General features: G+C 41.9%; 13 protein-coding genes. All 13 read left to right on the top strand.

Annotation, left to right across the window (positions count from 1 at the left end):
- Positions 1 to 5 precede the first annotated feature (5 nt).
- The 13 genes from AAC852_RS15350 (at position 6) to AAC852_RS15290 (ending at position 15,712) form a co-directional block, all read left to right on the top strand.
- Complete coding sequence (locus tag AAC852_RS15350) at positions 6 to 464, top strand: phage tail protein (RefSeq protein ID WP_047684491.1); 459 nt, start codon at positions 6 to 8, stop codon at positions 462 to 464.
- Positions 461 to 658 carry a DUF5908 family protein gene (locus AAC852_RS15345; RefSeq protein ID WP_047684494.1) on the top strand — a complete coding sequence of 66 codons (198 nt, stop codon included), beginning with the start codon at positions 461 to 463 and terminating at the stop codon, positions 656 to 658. The genes AAC852_RS15350 and AAC852_RS15345 overlap by 4 nt, the downstream gene beginning before the upstream one ends.
- Complete coding sequence (locus AAC852_RS15340; protein WP_047684497.1) at positions 655 to 1,341, top strand: CIS tube protein; 687 nt, start codon at positions 655 to 657, stop codon at positions 1,339 to 1,341. Before AAC852_RS15345 ends, AAC852_RS15340 begins: the two co-directional genes overlap by 4 nt.
- Positions 1,341 to 2,954 carry a phage baseplate assembly protein V gene (locus AAC852_RS15335; RefSeq protein WP_340621748.1) on the top strand — a complete coding sequence of 538 codons (1,614 nt, stop codon included), beginning with the start codon at positions 1,341 to 1,343 and terminating at the stop codon, positions 2,952 to 2,954. Before AAC852_RS15340 ends, AAC852_RS15335 begins: the two co-directional genes overlap by 1 nt.
- Positions 2,955 to 2,967: 13 nt before the next feature.
- Positions 2,968 to 3,390, top strand: coding sequence for a GPW/gp25 family protein (locus AAC852_RS15330; RefSeq protein ID WP_340621747.1), 423 nt, complete (start codon positions 2,968 to 2,970; stop codon positions 3,388 to 3,390).
- Entirely contained in the window at positions 3,387 to 3,812 is a 426-nt protein-coding gene (locus tag AAC852_RS15325) for a hypothetical protein (RefSeq protein ID WP_047684506.1), read from the top strand. Before AAC852_RS15330 ends, AAC852_RS15325 begins: the two co-directional genes overlap by 4 nt.
- 84 nt (positions 3,813 to 3,896) lie before the next feature.
- A complete protein-coding gene (locus tag AAC852_RS15320; RefSeq protein WP_340621746.1) occupies positions 3,897 to 6,074 on the top strand; it encodes a hypothetical protein in 2,178 nt (725 codons plus the stop codon).
- Positions 6,075 to 6,076: 2 nt separating this feature from the next.
- Positions 6,077 to 8,959 (top strand): hypothetical protein, encoded by a 2,883-nt coding sequence (locus AAC852_RS15315; protein ID WP_340621745.1) that lies wholly within the window; start codon positions 6,077 to 6,079, stop codon positions 8,957 to 8,959.
- Positions 8,960 to 9,004: 45 nt separating this feature from the next.
- Entirely contained in the window at positions 9,005 to 10,294 is a 1,290-nt protein-coding gene (locus AAC852_RS15310) for a tail fiber protein (protein ID WP_340621744.1), read from the top strand.
- Positions 10,295 to 10,364: 70 nt separating this feature from the next.
- Positions 10,365 to 11,984 carry a contractile injection system tape measure protein gene (locus tag AAC852_RS15305; protein ID WP_340621743.1) on the top strand — a complete coding sequence of 540 codons (1,620 nt, stop codon included), beginning with the start codon at positions 10,365 to 10,367 and terminating at the stop codon, positions 11,982 to 11,984.
- A 15-nt stretch (positions 11,985 to 11,999) separates the two neighbouring features.
- Complete coding sequence (locus AAC852_RS15300; protein ID WP_340621742.1) at positions 12,000 to 14,096, top strand: ATP-binding protein; 2,097 nt, start codon at positions 12,000 to 12,002, stop codon at positions 14,094 to 14,096.
- A gap of 75 nt (positions 14,097 to 14,171) precedes the next feature.
- Entirely contained in the window at positions 14,172 to 14,759 is a 588-nt protein-coding gene (locus AAC852_RS15295) for a Pvc16 family protein (protein ID WP_231571536.1), read from the top strand.
- A 98-nt stretch (positions 14,760 to 14,857) separates the two neighbouring features.
- Positions 14,858 to 15,712, top strand: a complete 855-nt coding sequence (locus tag AAC852_RS15290) for a hypothetical protein (protein ID WP_047684525.1) — start codon at positions 14,858 to 14,860, stop codon at positions 15,710 to 15,712.
- Positions 15,713 to 16,069 lie beyond the last annotated feature (357 nt).

The raw sequence follows: 16,069 nt of genomic DNA, 5'->3' as shown, positions 1-16,069 counted from the left end.
GCACAATGAACGATTATTACACCCCTGTGGTATCCCACCGCTTTATGGCGAGTTTTATTTTTAATGGTATTCCTGATCCGCTGGATATCCGTTTTCAACGTATTTCTGGTCTGAGTCGTGAACTTCAAGTCACTCAACACAGTCAAGGCGGCGAGAACGCCCGCAATAACTATCTGGCCGAGAAGATCCAACACGGCACATTAACGCTGGAGCGTGGTGTGATGACGGTTTCTCCTTTGACCTGGATGTTTGATCGGGTATTGCGCGGTGAAAAAATCGCCTATGCAGATGTGGTGATTATGCTGTTAAACGAAAATTCACTGCCTTTGTCCAGTTGGACGTTAAGTAACGCTTTACCGGTACGCTGGCAAACCAGTGACTTTGATGCGAACAGTAACGCCATCTTGGTGAATACCCTTGAACTGCGCTATCAGGATATGTGCTGGCTGGGAGTCAAAGTATGACAGTAGAAATCAGAGAATTAATTATTCAGGCAAAAGTGGTTTCATCCGCACCAACACTACCAACACAAACGAATGAATCCGCTCAACAAGGCCATTCTTTGATTCAGGAAAGTCTGGATGAAGCCATTTGGGTTGAAAAAATTAAACGCGAAGTGTTAGCGGCATTACGCGATGAGGAAGGGTGGCGTCCATGAGTTTAATAGAACGTGGTTTAGCGAAGCTGACCATTAACGCTTATAAAGACCGGGAAGGAAAAATACGGGCAGGCACCCTTCAGGCCCTGTATAACCCCGATTCCCTGCAACTGGATTATCAAACGGATTATCAACAATCCCAGGCGATTAATAGCGAAAAACAGAGCAGCATTTACGTACAGGCCAAGCCCGCAGGGTTATCCCTTGAACTGATCTTTGACGCCACGATGCCGGGCAACAAAACTCCTGTTGAAGCTCAGCTAATGCAGCTTAAGCAATTGTGCAGCGTGGATGCCACCAGTAATGAAACGCGATTCCTGCAAATTAAATGGGGAAAAATGCGTTGGGAAAACCGCGGCTATTTTGCCGGCAGAGCGAAAGGCTTATCGGTCAATTACACCTTGTTTGATCGTGATGCTACCCCTTTGCGGGCGCGGGTCATCCTGACATTGGTGGCGGATGAAAGTCTGGTCTTACAGGAGACAGAACAAAACCTGAAATCACCGGCGAAAATCGCCTTACGGGTACAGGATGGTGTTTCGCTGTCTCTGATGGCGGCCAGCACAGCCTCAACGCTGTCTGGCGGTGTCGATTACCTGACGCTGGCCTGGCAAAACGGTCTGGATAATCTTAACGGATTTGTACCGGGGGAAATATTGCAGGCCACCAGAGGAGACGCCTGATGAGCCATCAACTGAAAATCATTGCAGATGGCAAGGTGCTGTCACTGTTGGCTGCCGTTGATGCAGATACCTACTACCGCGTTAACAGCATCCCTTGTGCAACGCTGAAACTCAGCTTACCAGACAGACCGCTTTCCGCTTTCAGTCAGGCAGATGTACAAGCAGAACTGGCACATTGTCAGGTGGGGAAAACTCTGCGGCTGGAAATGATTGAGGGTGGCAGGAAATCGGTACTGTTCAATGGCCTGATTACCCGTAACACGTTGAAGATAAAAAATAAGCAATTATTGCTTACTTTGGTCGTCAGACATCGGTTGCAACTGATGGTTGATACTCAGCACTCACAACTGTTTAAGGCCAGTAACGAAAAAACCATTCTGAACACCTTATTGAATCAGGCAGGTATCAAAGCGCATTTTGGACGGATTGCTGCATTAGATCAAAAACATGAGCAAATGGTGCAATTTCGTTGTTCAGACTGGCGTTTTCTGTTGTGTCGTCTATCGGCAACCGGTGTGTGGTTGTTGCCAACGACAGAAGGCGTTCAGCTTGTCGAACCTGACTCCCTGAAATCCAACCCAATCCATACTCTGAAAAGCCGCGGGGATGAGAAAAAAGATATCATCGTCAAAGATGCCAGTTGGCAGTTTGATAACCATCTTAACCCTGCTTCGCTGGAAGTCAGTGGTTGGGATATCAGCAAACAACAGGAATTATCGGGTGGTCGCCACGGCAGTGTTGCCGTGGGTAAAGCAGCCCTTTCCCCTGACAAGCTGGCATCTTTAAATAAAACAAGTTGGGACATTCGTTACAGCAGCCCGTTAACGACTCAGGAAAGTGGCTATTTGGCACAGGGGCTATTGTTGAATCAGCGTATCTCTGGTGTTACAGGTGAATTCTTGCTTAAAGGTCATGGACGTTATCAGTTAGGGGATAACATTCAATTGACCGGATTCGGTGCACAATTGGATGGAACGGCAAGCATTACTGCGGTTCGCCATCGTTTTAACCGACGAATTGATTGGGAAACGACGTTGAGCATTGGTTTACAACAGGAATATCTGCCGATGTTGCCCGATGCCACTGAATTACATATTGCGACAGTCGCAAAGTATCAGCAAGACAAAGCCGCCCTGAACCGCATTCCGATTATTCTGCCGGTATTGAATCGTCCGAATGAATTCTTATGGGCCCGATTGGGGAAACCTTACGCCAGCCACGAAAGCGGTTTCTGTTTCTACCCGGAACCAGGGGATGAAGTGATTGTCGGCTTTTTTGAAAATGATCCACGTTATCCGGTCATTCTGGGGGCAATGCACAACCCGAAAAATAAAGCACCTTTAGAGCCTACCCAAGATAATCAAGAAAAAATGCTGGTAGTGAAAAAAGGAGAAACTCAACAACAAATCAGGATTAATAGCAAAAAGAAAATAATCCAAATGAATGCGGGAGAAAATCAAATAGCCCTCCAGCAGGATAAAGATATTTCTCTGTCAACGAAAAAAGAATTAACACTGAAAGCACAAACCATGAATGCCCAAATGGATAAATCGCTCAATCTGTCTGGCAAAAACAGTGTTGAGATCAAGGGTGGCAAAATTAATCTTACCTAGTGAAAGGTGAACAATGGAAAACCAAATACTGACACAACTCTATGGTCGAGGTTGGGCTTTTCCTCCCGCTTTTTCCCTTGAAAAGGGGGTGGAAATGGCGGAAGGAGCAGCAGATGTGCGCCAAAGTTTGCACATTCTGTTCAAAACTGAGCCGGGGGAACGCCTGATGCGTGAAAATTATGGCTGCGGATTAAATAATTTTGCATTTGAAAATATCCGTAACGAACTGTTTGCTGAAATTGAGTCCCATATTCATGACAGCGTATTACGTTATGAATCACGGGCAAATATTACCGATATTCAGGTTCGCCAGTCACCAAAGAATAAGAATACCTTGCAAATTCAGGTCATGTATCGCCTGCGGGGCAGCGATATCAATCAGCAAATTCAAGGGACACTGGCGTTGAGTGAAGGCCGGGGAATGGAGGTGGTATGAGTGAAGCTATTGTAACAGATGGTGACATACTCCAGTTTGAACCCAACTTTGGGAATCGACAGGTAAAAATTCCCAACCCAGGCAGAATCAGTGGAACAGGTCATGCACAGGTAAACAGCAAAAAAGTTTGCATTTTGGGAGACGAGAAACGGGTTACTGTTTCTGCAACTTATACCACAACAACCCATATGACACCGGGAACTGGCACCATTACTATCACGGCGTTAGACAGCAGTCAGCAAGCTCTTCACTGTACCAGTGGGGCCGCCTTAATTATCAAAGGACAAAAATTTACGGCCATATTTACGCCTCAATCACCCGCCATAAATAATAATGTAAATCCACCTCAACCGGATGTTACCACGCCCTCATCAGGCAAAGGCAGTTTTATCACGCAACAAAACTTTGCCACCGTCAATTAAGACATTGGCTGAATTAAAAAGAAATTAAACAGAGTGAATAAACCTTTATTCACAGAGGAATCGCTGTGCCATACAGGTGATATTATGGAATTAACTGAGTTAAATAAAAAATTGTCAGACTTGGTGCCAATGAGCGATTTTAAATTAGATAATCGAACCAGTCTGAAATTACTCGAAGATATTGAAAAGTACACGAAAAAAATTCCCTTCAATCAGGGCAATAACCATTGGAATGACTTTTTCTTTATGGCAAATAATACGCCGGAGAAACTTGCCGAATTATATCAGGGGAAAATCGAAGCCAATGGGGAGTTATTACCTCATCAAGCGTTTCTGTTAGCGGTATTACGATTACTGGAAACGCCAATATCCTTATTGAATACCTTACCGGCGGCGCATCGCAATCTTTATTACCGGGAACTTTTAGGGTTATCTCCCCGTCCGGCCCAACCGGATCAAGTTGCCTTATCTGTAGAGTTGAATACCACAGTCACAGAACAGCTGCTCACTAAAGGCACTTTATTTGAAGCAGGGCAAGATGAACAAGGCAATGCCCTGCAATATGCGCTGGACGCCAGTTTACTGGCAAACCGTGGCTATATCAGTGACCTGTACTGGTTACGCAATAAAGATAAACAGCATTGGGTTACTGCGACACCCTGGGATTCACAAGCACAGTTATCATTGCCATCTGATGGAATTCGGTTATTCAGTGAAACGGATACGGATAAATCTGTGTTGGGTGGCGTATTAGTGACTTCTGCACAACTGGCGATGGAAGAAGGAACGAGAAAGATAGCGGTTACTTTTGATAAAGATATTAATAGCCAAAATCTGGTGGCTCAAATCAGTAGTGGAAACCAGTGGCTAATCTTGACTGCTGAGGGAAAGGGAAAAGAGGTTACACTAACGCTTTCAGATAAAGAGCCAGCAATCAGTGCGCCAGAGGATCTGGATGATTTTGTTTTCAGTGAGCCAGTGCTCAGGCTACAGGGAAAAAATAGCCAACCACTGCCTACAGTAACCGCACTAAAGGTGCAAGAAACAACTATAGATAAAGCGTCATTCAAGACATTTCACTTAACTCCCTTTGGTTATAGCCCTGAAATTGAACCATTGGAAGAGAACCCCACGTTATACCTTGGTATCACTGACGTCAAACCGGGACAAACCTTATCGCTGTATTGGAAATTAAAATCGCCACAGCAACCCGAAAACATTTCCTGGTATTACCTGAATAGTAAGAATCAATGGGTTGCATTAGATGCGTGGGTTAAAGATGAAACCAAGTCCCTGTATCAAGATGGCATCTGGCAAGTTGTATTGCCTGCGGATGCTTCCGCTCAAGCCTCCAGAATGCCAACCGGGCGCTACTGGTTAAAGGCCGTCATGGTTATCCCCACACACAAAGGTTCATGGGGGAAGACGCCCTGGTTATGTGGCCTGATCTATAACGCCATGACAGCGACATTGACGAATGCCAATAGCATCAGTAACAGCCATTTCTTAACGCCATTACCGGCAGGTACTATTCAGCGTCCCGTTGAACCCATCATGGTGGTGGCGTCGATTAACCAGCCCTGGGCATCATGGAACGGACGTGTGCTAGAATCCAACAGTGCCTTTTTTGCACGGGGAGCCCAACACCTGTCCCACCGTAACCGGGCCTTAACCTGGGGCAATATGGCGACACTGTTAAAAGAGCATTATGTCAGCATTTTTGATGTTAAGTATCCCGGCCATGATGAACTCACGCGAGTCCCCGCACTGAAAAAACAGCAACTGACGATTATTCCGGCCAATCGATATAACGACAGTGATGACCCTTTGCGTCCGGTGCTAAACCCGGCACGCCTGCAAGGAATGGCAGAGTGGTTACAGCAAAAAGGCTCTCCCTGGGCTGAGATTGAGATCAGCAATCCTCAATACATTGATGTGAACATCAATTATCAGGTGATTTTTAAGCCAGACGTTAACGAAGATTTTGGTTATCGCCAGCTACGACAGCAACTCCGTGAGATATATATGCCCTGGAGCGTCTATGAGCAACGTCCTGTTATGTTGAATAACAGCATTAATTATTACCAGTTACTGGCGACCATTCAGCAACAGCCACTGGTTGAGCGGGTCACTTGTCTGACGCTGTGTTGGTCAGAGGCGGCCAAAGACAGTGATATCACCGCATCCGTGGAAGCCAAAGACAATGAAGTGCTGATTTTAGTCTGGGAAGCCGAAGACAAGCGGCAATGCCGAGGAAATTAACTATGAGTGATAAAGATGTACTGTTTCACAAAGTGAAAGACGCTATTCACTTTGATACCTTGCTGGAACAGGCTCATCAGGTGGTTGAGCAACAGGCCGGAAAACTGTGGAGTGACACAGAAGAACACGATCCCGGCATCACTTTTTTGGAAGGACTCAGCTACGGTGTGTCAGATTTGTCTTACCGTCATACTCTTCCTTTAACAGACTTATTGACCCCGCTCCTCAATGAGCAGAAACAGCAAGACGGGATTTTTCCCGCTGAATTTGGCCCCCACAATACACTGACTTGCGGACCCATCACCACTGATGATTACCGCAAGGCGTTGCTGGATCTGCATAGCTGTGGCTGGACAAAATCAGAACAGGAAGGGGATTTTTTATTCCGTAACGTGCAATTAGTCCGTGAACCTACAACGCAACGTTATACCTATTGGTATGATGCCAGCAAAAGGGAATATAGCTTTGTCGAGCGTAAAGAGGCGAAAAAATTTACGTTGCGGGGAAATTACTGGCTCTATCTGGAACCGACTCGCTATAGTCAGGAGAATTTGGCGACTGCCACCCAACAATTAACCGATTTTTTGACCAAGAACCGCAATATTGGTGAATGGGTTAGTCAGATTATCTGGACAAATCCGGTTGATTTTCCGCTATTACTGGATATTGAACTGGATGACGATGTGCAAGACGTCGCGGGTATTTTTGCTGACGTCTATACTACAGCAGAACAGTATCTGATGCCTGAGGCACAGCGTTTCAGTACCGAAACATTACAAGATGCGGGAATGAGTAGTGGTGAAATCTTTGAAGGGCCACGATTAGAACACGGCTGGATACCTGAATTGCCGACAGCCCGTGATTATACCAAGCGGCTCACGCTCAATCTTAGCCGGCTGGTGAATAATCTGCTTAAGATTAAGGGGATTCAGAGTGTCAATCGTCTTCGACTGCATGAAAATTTCGATAAGACCCTGATTGAACCAGTTGCAGGAGATAGCTGGTCATGGTCAATAAAAGAAGGCTACTACCCTCGTTTGTGGGGTAAAGATCCGATTCATCAATTGGCGCAACATGATGGCCCACTGAGGGTGATTGCCAAAGGTGGGATCAGCGTCACGGTGAATGAACAACAAATTCGGGGCAGTTTACCCAAGCCTCCCTTGATTCAGAATAAACCCGTGGTATTACCTTATGGGCAGCATCGCGATGTGGGGCGCTATTATCCCGTCAGCGATACGTTGCCCGCTTGCTACGAATTACAGCAGCCTTTATCTGAAAGTGAACATACGCAACGCTTGTTGTCACTTCATCAATTTATGCTGCCATTTGAACAATTGCTGGCTTGCGGCTGTCAGCAAATTGCCATGTTGCCCAAATTATTGGCTTTTAAGCGTGAAGGATACCAAGTTTGGGGCGATCAATGGCCGTTTAAGCCAGGTTCTGTCAATGATGATGCCCACCAAAATTACGCTCACGAATTAAAGAAAGTACTAAAAAAGATTGCACACAATAGCGATCACGAACTGGATATCGTCAATTATCTGCTCGGATACTTTGGCACTCAGCGGGCACCACGTACCTTTACCAGCCCTATTGGTGATTTTCTCGCCGTACAACAAGGTTATCTGGCTCAACAACCGACATTAACTTATCACCGAGCCAATATTAGGATTGATCAAGTTTCGTCACTACAAAAGCGCATTGCTGCCCGTATGGGGTTAGGGGATGAATTATTTAAACCAAAGCCTGACCTGAGCAAACTGCCTTTTTATCTGATAGAACATCGGGCATTGTTGCCAGTCAAACCCAACAGCCAGTTTGATGAAGAGCAGAAGCCAGATTCGGTGACAGAAGAAAGGGAAAAGCAAACTGATCAATATTACTTGGTGATTAAACAAGCCGGTATTGATGGAAAACTGATACAGGGTCAGGTGATTGATTTAATTCTCTATGAAGGCGCACAGAACGAAAACCGATTTACCGTGCGTGGTCAAATGATCACTAAAATCGCAGGGGATCAGTTTTGGCTGGACGTGGGCAACAGTACTCAACTGGAATACAATCTGGAACGAGTAATGACCGCTGCCAAAGGGAAAAAACTCGTCTGGCAAAATAGCCCGGTATGGATGGAAGATATGAACTACCGTCTGACCTATGATCGTGATCAATCCTCATTGCCTGAAAACCAGCGGCGCCTGACCCGCACAGCACAAACCCCTTTCCCGGCCCTGATTGCTGTAGGTAATGAAATTACCCTGAGCAAACAGTTGGGGGGAGTGGGTTTGGAGCAAGAATCTTCTGACGAATCAGAAAAATTGTATGCAAAAGTTATCAGCTTTGATCGTATCAAGGGAACTTTGGTTATTGAGCGTCAGAAACATTCTACATTGGCATTCCCTGCCGCAGAAGAAGCCTGGCGGTACAGTTGGCATTTTTCGGGTAAAGAATATGAAAGTACGGATCGTTTCTCATTTGTGATTAGTGTTGTGGTAAATAGTGATTTAATTAAATCACGTGAGCTCAAAGTTGATCCATATCAATTGGAAGAGTGGGTTAAGGAAACGATTCTCACCGAATTCCCTGCTCATATTTCCATGATTATTCACTGGATGGATCGGGAGCCATTTTTAAACTTCGGCAATACGTATCAACGTTGGCAAAATAATGGCGCACCATTAGGGGATGCCGCTTATTCGATTCTGGAAAGTTTGACACTGGGTAAATTACCTTCCCCTTTCAAAGGAATAGGATCAATGCGCATTGCCACACCACATCAGAGAGAGGAAGTTGTTGGTAAGAATGGTAAACAATGGAATACCAATAGAATAAAACAAAACGAATTATTCTATATTCCGAAAGAGAAAGAACAAAAAAACAATTAGCGATTAATCAAAATTTTAAATTAAAAATATTTTATGGAGTTAACCATGAAAGAAATTCGTTATTCTGCAAAAATACAAGAACAACAAACATTGTCTGACGCAAAAGGTGTTGGACCTGATATTGATAAATTAAAAGATAAGTTTAAAGAAGGCAGTATTCCCTTACAAACCGATTTCAATCAATTAATTGATATTGCCGATATTGGGCGTAAAGCGACTGGACAGGCTCCCAATCAAAATGGCCCGGCAAAAGGAATGCGTTTGGGCGAAGATGGGCTTTTACAGTTAAAATTAAGTGAGAATGATGAAAGTTATGTCGATGGACGTCATAGCCCTTTAATATTGTATAAAGATGTATTGGTTGTAGGTGTAGGCAATGGTTTAATGACTTATCAAGGGGCACATGAAATAGGTGTTGCTCCAGGAGATGGTCTTAAGATAGATGGTGATAAGGTTGCAGTGAAACTGGCTGATAATAAAGGTTTGGTTGTTGATAGCAATGGTATTGCCATAAAACCTGGTAATGGGATGAAGTTTAGTTCAGATGGTGCATTAGAAGCAAAACCCGCAGATTCAACCATCACAGTTGATAGCTCTGGCATAAAAGTTAATATTGGTTCAGGTCTTAAACGTGGTGATAATTACTTGTATGTAAGTCTTCGTAAAAGTGGGGCTCTTGAATTTGATGAAAACTCAAATATCTATGTGAAAACTGGTAATGGTATTAAGTTAGATAATGATCAAGTGGTTATCGATCCTAATACTGTATTGCCAAGAGGTATGATTATGATGTTTTCTGGAAAAGATATTCCAGTAGGGTGGGCATTGTGTGATGGAAATAATGGCACACCAAACTTAATTGATCGATTTATTTTGGGTGGCAAGCTCAATGATATAAACTCTAAAAATAATGCTACATTATCAGGTTCAGGTAGCAATAAGAAGTGTAATAAATCTAGTGATGATAAAGTAGTTTCTGTCGATATTAAAGTAAATGATACAAAATTAACTTTATCTCAAATTCCTAGCCATAAGCATGTTGGTGGAATGGCATACTATGGATCAACAGGATTTAAATATGATTCTTATAATCCGGGAGGGGAAAGTAGGCAACTTGATAATCAGGATCAAGTCTATGATTTCAAATCATTGTCAAATGGTGGTACTAGAGATTTATTTGCTTCAGCAAGAAGTTCTCCATGTTATCCTTATACTTCCTCTGAAGGTGATGGTGCCGGCCATTCTCATGGTGCTAATGCGATAGTTAAATCGCATAATCATATAACAGATGTTACTCCACCTTACTATATTTTAGCATTTATCATGAAATTATAACTCTTTTATAATGGGCGTTAACATTGTTCGCCCATTAACTCCAATAATAGAATATAAAGTGACTACTATTGTGAAAAAAAATCACAAAATAAATTTCAATAGTGTAATTGATAAATTATCAATTGCACTTGAAATAGAGAAATATCATAGTGATAAAGTAATTGAAAAATGTTCTAATTTATTTAAATTAAAACTACGTCATTTAATTAATGAAGAAGTGGAAACATGGTCAGTCCAGAATAATGGTTTTTCATTAAAAAAAGTAATCTTAGATCTTGGAAAGATAATTTTCGAAGATTTTGAACAGCAGTTTATCTGGCGATTAGAAAGAGAATTAAAAAATAAAACCAGTGAGTTAAAACAAAATATAAAAAAGAACATTAATAATGAATTCTCTATTTCAGAGAAAATTAAATCTGCAAGTAATATCTCATCAATATCTAAAAGTAATTTTATTACACATGATAATTTACATTCAGAACAGTTTATATTAAAGAGTATTGATAACTATTTAAATCATGGTGATTGGGAATCATCTATTTTATGGCAGCAGGTAAAAAACATTGAATTCAGCTCTTGGTTAATAAAAAATATTAATCTTCAACCACAACAATGGCTACCTATGTTAGCCAAACACTGCTTACAGCCTGCGGGGCTAAGTCGCTTAATGCAACTGTGCCAGCCAGATATTCTTGCTATGCTTTGTCAGTTATTTACTGAAACAACAACTTCTGAATTTATTAATTCGCAAGCGCAGGTAATTACAGATAAAAAGGTGACATCAGAAAAATTAAGTTTAGCGGCGGAATATTATCTGCAACATCAGATGAAATATCCCCATGCCACACAACAAGCAATTACATTACAAACTAAAATCAAGCAAACACCCACGGTAAATGTTACCCAGAATGAGAGCAATCTATTAAAACAAACTCACAATAAAGCCGATATACAGGCAGATGCAATCTCCCCACTTGCACTCCGGCACAGGCAAACACACCATCAGCCAGCGGCCACACAACAGCATTATGGTCTGATAAAGGAGACGGTAAAACAAAGTGCTGCAACCTTACAAAATAGAGAACAACACAGGAAATCACTAAAATCGGTTTTATCAACACAAATACCTTCTGTGCAACCGAGTAATAGCATTCAAAAACCATCGGCAAAGTCAGTCTTACCCATCAACAACGCTGGTTGCATGATTTTATGGCCGTTATTGCCCGCATTTTTCCGTGCCTTTGATTTACTGGAAAAGAATCAATTTATCAGCCTTGAAGCACAAAGAGAGGCCGTTTGTTTACTTGACTGGCTGATTTGGGCGGAAGAGGAAATACCCACATGGCGGCTGACGCTCAATAAGGTGCTTTGTGGATTACCCATTCGTGATAACGCGCTATGGCATACCCCAAAACCAGAACAACAAATTGCCATCAACCAATGGCTGGAAAAAACCATCGTGCAACTTCCGGCCTGGAAAAAAATGGGTGCAAATGATGTGCGGCACTTATTTCTGCAACGTTGTGGGGAATTAAGTGAATTAAACGGTATGACGAATATTCATATTAAACCCGAAGTTTATGATGCACTGATAAGCGAATGGCCGTGGCCGATGAATATAGCAAGCTTTAGTTGGTTGCAACACCCTATCACCATAACGTGGTTATCACCATCAAATACCGTCAATTAGTCTGAGCAACAATTTATGAATACAGCGCCTGTTTTCCCTGATTTATTTCAACAACACAATGACCCTCATTTAGCATTCTTATATAGCCAACTGGAACGTATCGATCTCATTCTTCAATACCATTTCCATTGCATATCAGGCCAGAAAGGTGACCTCCTTGATGAATTTCTGTTAAGCGAAGAAGATGTGATAAACAGGCTGGATAATCCACTGGGTAAACCGCATTGGCTCAACGATGAATGTCTGACAATACCGTACACCATCACTCCTGTCGCTTCCCGATTAACTGACCTGATGACACATTTTGAACTGACTGATTTTGAAAGGGATGTTTTGTTGTTAGGTTTACTGCCCCATTTCGATAACCGTTATTATCACCTGTTTGCGCTGGTTCAGGGAGAACCACAATCCCGGTTGCCCACCTTTGCTTTGGCTTTGGAACTGTTTTGCCAATCAATGCTGGAAAAACAGGCACAGCAGGCCAGTTTTTTACACCAGGCTCCCCTGATTGGCTGCCAACTGTTATCTATTGATAGCCGTCAAAAAACATTGTCCTGGCTCCAGACACCCTTTATCACAGACAGCGGCGTCTATCATTTTTTACTTGGGCATCATTATATTGCACCTGCTCTGGAACATTATGTTGCGTGGATAACGCCCACAGAAATCAGCAATTATCCAGCAGGCTTAAAACAAGCATTGGCTAATGTTCTGTTATCTGATCATGATGATAGCCGGCCCGTTATTTTACTGCGGGGCATGGCTGATAGTGCCAGATCCCATGCCGTTGCTAATATGATGGCATCGGAACAACGACAAACGCTGCTTGTGGATATCGCCAGATTGACGGATAACGATGACAACACCCTGTTTTGCCATATAAAAGCCATTTTGCGGGAAATTCGTATGCGTGGTGCCTGCTTATTGCTACGAAACTTTTGCTTATTTGCAGAACAGAATAAACACTTGCTGGAACCTCTGTCAGCCTTATTAAGCCAGCCTAAATTAAGAGTGATCTGCCTGGTCGAACCGTATTCGCCGCTAGTGTGGTTGAAAAAGATATCGACATTGCTGATTGAAATGCCCGTTTTCACTTCGGTGGAAAAAGCGAGATTATTGACGGCTCATTTACCCAATCACTGTGCCAATGATATTGACGCAATAACCTTAAGCCAACGTTACGCATTTAATCCCGTAACCCTGCCATTCATTTTACAAGAGGCGAAACTTTACCAACAACAGCGAGATCCTTCGGGTATCTTGCAGCAATGTGATATTCGCAAGGCACTCAATTTACGCGCTCAACAGAATTTCGGCCAATTAGCGCAGCGCATTATCCCTAAACGTTCATTAAAAGACTTGTTAGTCTCCGACGACATTGCTCAACAGATACAAGAAATACTGACGGCAATTAAGCATCGGGAAAAAGTTCTGGCGGGGGGTTTTAAAGATAAGGTGGGTTATGGCACCGGTATCAGTGCCCTGTTTTATGGTGATTCCGGTACAGGGAAAACGATGGCGGCAGAAGTGATTGCCAATGACATTGGTGTTGACTTAATCAAAGTGGATTTATCTACCGTCGTAAATAAATACATCGGTGAAACAGAGAAAAATCTATCTCGTATTTTCGATTTGGCAGAACACGATACTGGTATTTTATTTTTTGATGAGGCAGATGCTCTGTTTGGCAAGCGCAGCGAAACTAAAGATGCACAAGACCGACATGCCAATATTGAAGTCTCTTATTTACTGCAACGTATGGAACATTTTCCGGGCTTAGTGATTTTATCGACGAATAACCGCAATCATTTAGATAATGCATTTAATCGACGTTTTACTTTTATTACCCGCTTTACTTACCCGGATGAGACTATCCGTAAGAAAATGTGGCAGACAATTTGGCCTGAAAATATAAAAGTCGCCCAAGATGTGGATTTCGATAAATTAGCGCAAAAAACAAGTGTAACAGGGGCGAATATTCGCAATATTGCTTTATTGTCTTCACTTTTTGCCGCAGAGAATAACCATAACGAAGTCAATAATAAAAATATTGAAATCGCATTATCACGCGAATTAGCCAAAGTGGGGCGATTGAATTTCCAAAAATCATAGAAATAAAAATAGCTAAAAATGAAATACATTGATGGATGAATAGTTATCACAATAATAAATTGAGGAAAAATTTTTATGTTAAAAACGCAAACCATTATCGATGTCAATAAGGCAATGAAGGCAATTCTGAAAAAATATCTGGATAAAGAAGTTGCGATCCGTTTTGATCTGCCTGAACTGGATACCGTGCAGTCTGATGCGATGGTGAGTGTTTTTCTTTATGATATCCATGAAGATCTACAACTTCGCTCAGCAGAATCCAGGGTGTTTAATGCTGCTTCGGGGAAATTATTACCGGGTTGGGTCAATATTAAATGTAATTACCTGATTACCTATTGGGAATCGACCCAACCTGCAACGGATCCCAACCATTCTGAGAGCCAACCTGATAATCAGGCAACACAAGTTATGTCACAAGTTTTAAAGGCATTAATTAATAACCGCCAATTGACGGGCATTCCCGGCGCTTACACTCAGGTTGTACCGCCGAAAGAAAGTTTAAACAGTTTAGGCAATTTTTGGCAGTCACTGGGGAATCGCCCGCGGCTTTCCCTGAATTATTCAGTGACAATACCGATTAGCCTCACCGATGGGCAAGATAATGTGACTCCAGTGAAGGATATTTCTTCTACAGTGGAACAAGTGATAAAAACTCAAATATGACCCAACAGAATGATCTGAAAGATATTAATGAAGTTTCGAAATTTATTTTTATTTTGATGAATCTTTAAATAACCGTTTATTTAAATCGGAGTATTATTATGTATAGTTTAAAACAGAAAGAAGAAAAGAAAAATCAATCCCCCCGTCCTGACCAAGATACTGTCAATGGTGAACATGTCATAACATCAAAAATAGCGGAGCTGAGGAAAAACTTTCAGCAGACTGACGCGCAAGCTGTGCGTCCACGTATTGCCTCACGTCCTTTGAGAGCAGTCCCCTTTCAACAGGCAACAAAAACACCTGTAGCCTCTGAGGTGAACATCCCCGCCAGCACGACGACCAAAACATCTGTCAGTAATACACAAACGCCAAAAGCGATACCAACATCAACCCCGGTGCCCGCAAACGGTGTAAAAAAACCATTTACACTATATCGCGCTGATAACCGGAGTTTTGCAGAGTTACAAAAAAGTAGTCCAGAGGGATTTAAGGCTTGGGTACATCTTGATAGTGAAAAAGCGAGAAAATTTGCCAGCGTATTCTTGGGTAGTGACAATGTAGAAAGTTTGCCTAAACATATTATCGATGAAATTAATAAATGGAAGAAAGCGGGAACACCTAAGTTGAGTGATCTTTCCACCTTTATAAAATATACCAAAGATCGCTCGACGGTTTGGGTTTCTACCGCAGTCAATACTGAGGCTGGTGGACAAAGTTCAGGGGCGCCACTTTATGAAATATCAATGGAACTCTATGAGTTTGGGGTAGATAAAGGAAAATTGATTCCATTGCCAAATGGAAGAACGGGCAATATGAAACCCTCCATTCTTCTTGATACGCAAAATTTGGAAGATGCAACAGTCATTGCTCTGAATCATGGGCCAGTAAATGATGCTGAAATGTCATTTTTAACGACTATTCCAATGAGTAGTTTAAAACCTTATAAAAAATAATTAGTTAATCAATTAATAATTCACCTGATTTTAACATAATAATATCGTCTATAAGTCACACTTTGTGATAAAGATATTTAAATAAAACTTATGAATAATAAGGTTGATCTATTATGTATAATAAACATTCTATTGATCTTAAATAAGAAATTTTTAATTAAGATTTATATTGATAAATACAATAAATTGTATAGCAAATTATTGACAAATATTAATGTATATATATGATTATTACATAATTAATGATTTTTATTTTGATGAGTTACTACATCAGATTATTTAATTAAAATAACAATGTAACAATTCACTAATATTTTATAATGTCAGGAATAAACCCTATTGCATTTAAAAAGGAGT

The sequence above is a fragment of the Xenorhabdus siamensis genome (genome assembly GCF_037996745.1).
In the GTDB taxonomy this organism is placed as follows: Bacteria; Pseudomonadota; Gammaproteobacteria; order Enterobacterales; family Enterobacteriaceae; genus Xenorhabdus; species Xenorhabdus indica.
The sequence above is the reverse complement of the archived record's forward strand: the minus strand, read 5'-3'. Positions and strand labels throughout refer to the sequence as shown.

Coding starts and splice junctions, on each gene's coding strand:
- AAC852_RS15350 (WP_047684491.1), top strand. CDS start 6: ATGAACGATTATTACACCCCTGTGGTATCCCACCGCTTTATGGCGAGT.
- AAC852_RS15345 (WP_047684494.1), top strand. CDS start 461: ATGACAGTAGAAATCAGAGAATTAATTATTCAGGCAAAAGTGGTTTCA.
- AAC852_RS15340 (WP_047684497.1), top strand. CDS start 655: ATGAGTTTAATAGAACGTGGTTTAGCGAAGCTGACCATTAACGCTTAT.
- AAC852_RS15335 (WP_340621748.1), top strand. CDS start 1,341: ATGAGCCATCAACTGAAAATCATTGCAGATGGCAAGGTGCTGTCACTG.
- AAC852_RS15330 (WP_340621747.1), top strand. CDS start 2,968: ATGGAAAACCAAATACTGACACAACTCTATGGTCGAGGTTGGGCTTTT.
- AAC852_RS15325 (WP_047684506.1), top strand. CDS start 3,387: ATGAGTGAAGCTATTGTAACAGATGGTGACATACTCCAGTTTGAACCC.
- AAC852_RS15320 (WP_340621746.1), top strand. CDS start 3,897: ATGGAATTAACTGAGTTAAATAAAAAATTGTCAGACTTGGTGCCAATG.
- AAC852_RS15315 (WP_340621745.1), top strand. CDS start 6,077: ATGAGTGATAAAGATGTACTGTTTCACAAAGTGAAAGACGCTATTCAC.
- AAC852_RS15310 (WP_340621744.1), top strand. CDS start 9,005: ATGAAAGAAATTCGTTATTCTGCAAAAATACAAGAACAACAAACATTG.
- AAC852_RS15300 (WP_340621742.1), top strand. CDS start 12,000: ATGAATACAGCGCCTGTTTTCCCTGATTTATTTCAACAACACAATGAC.
- AAC852_RS15295 (WP_231571536.1), top strand. CDS start 14,172: ATGTTAAAAACGCAAACCATTATCGATGTCAATAAGGCAATGAAGGCA.
- AAC852_RS15290 (WP_047684525.1), top strand. CDS start 14,858: ATGTATAGTTTAAAACAGAAAGAAGAAAAGAAAAATCAATCCCCCCGT.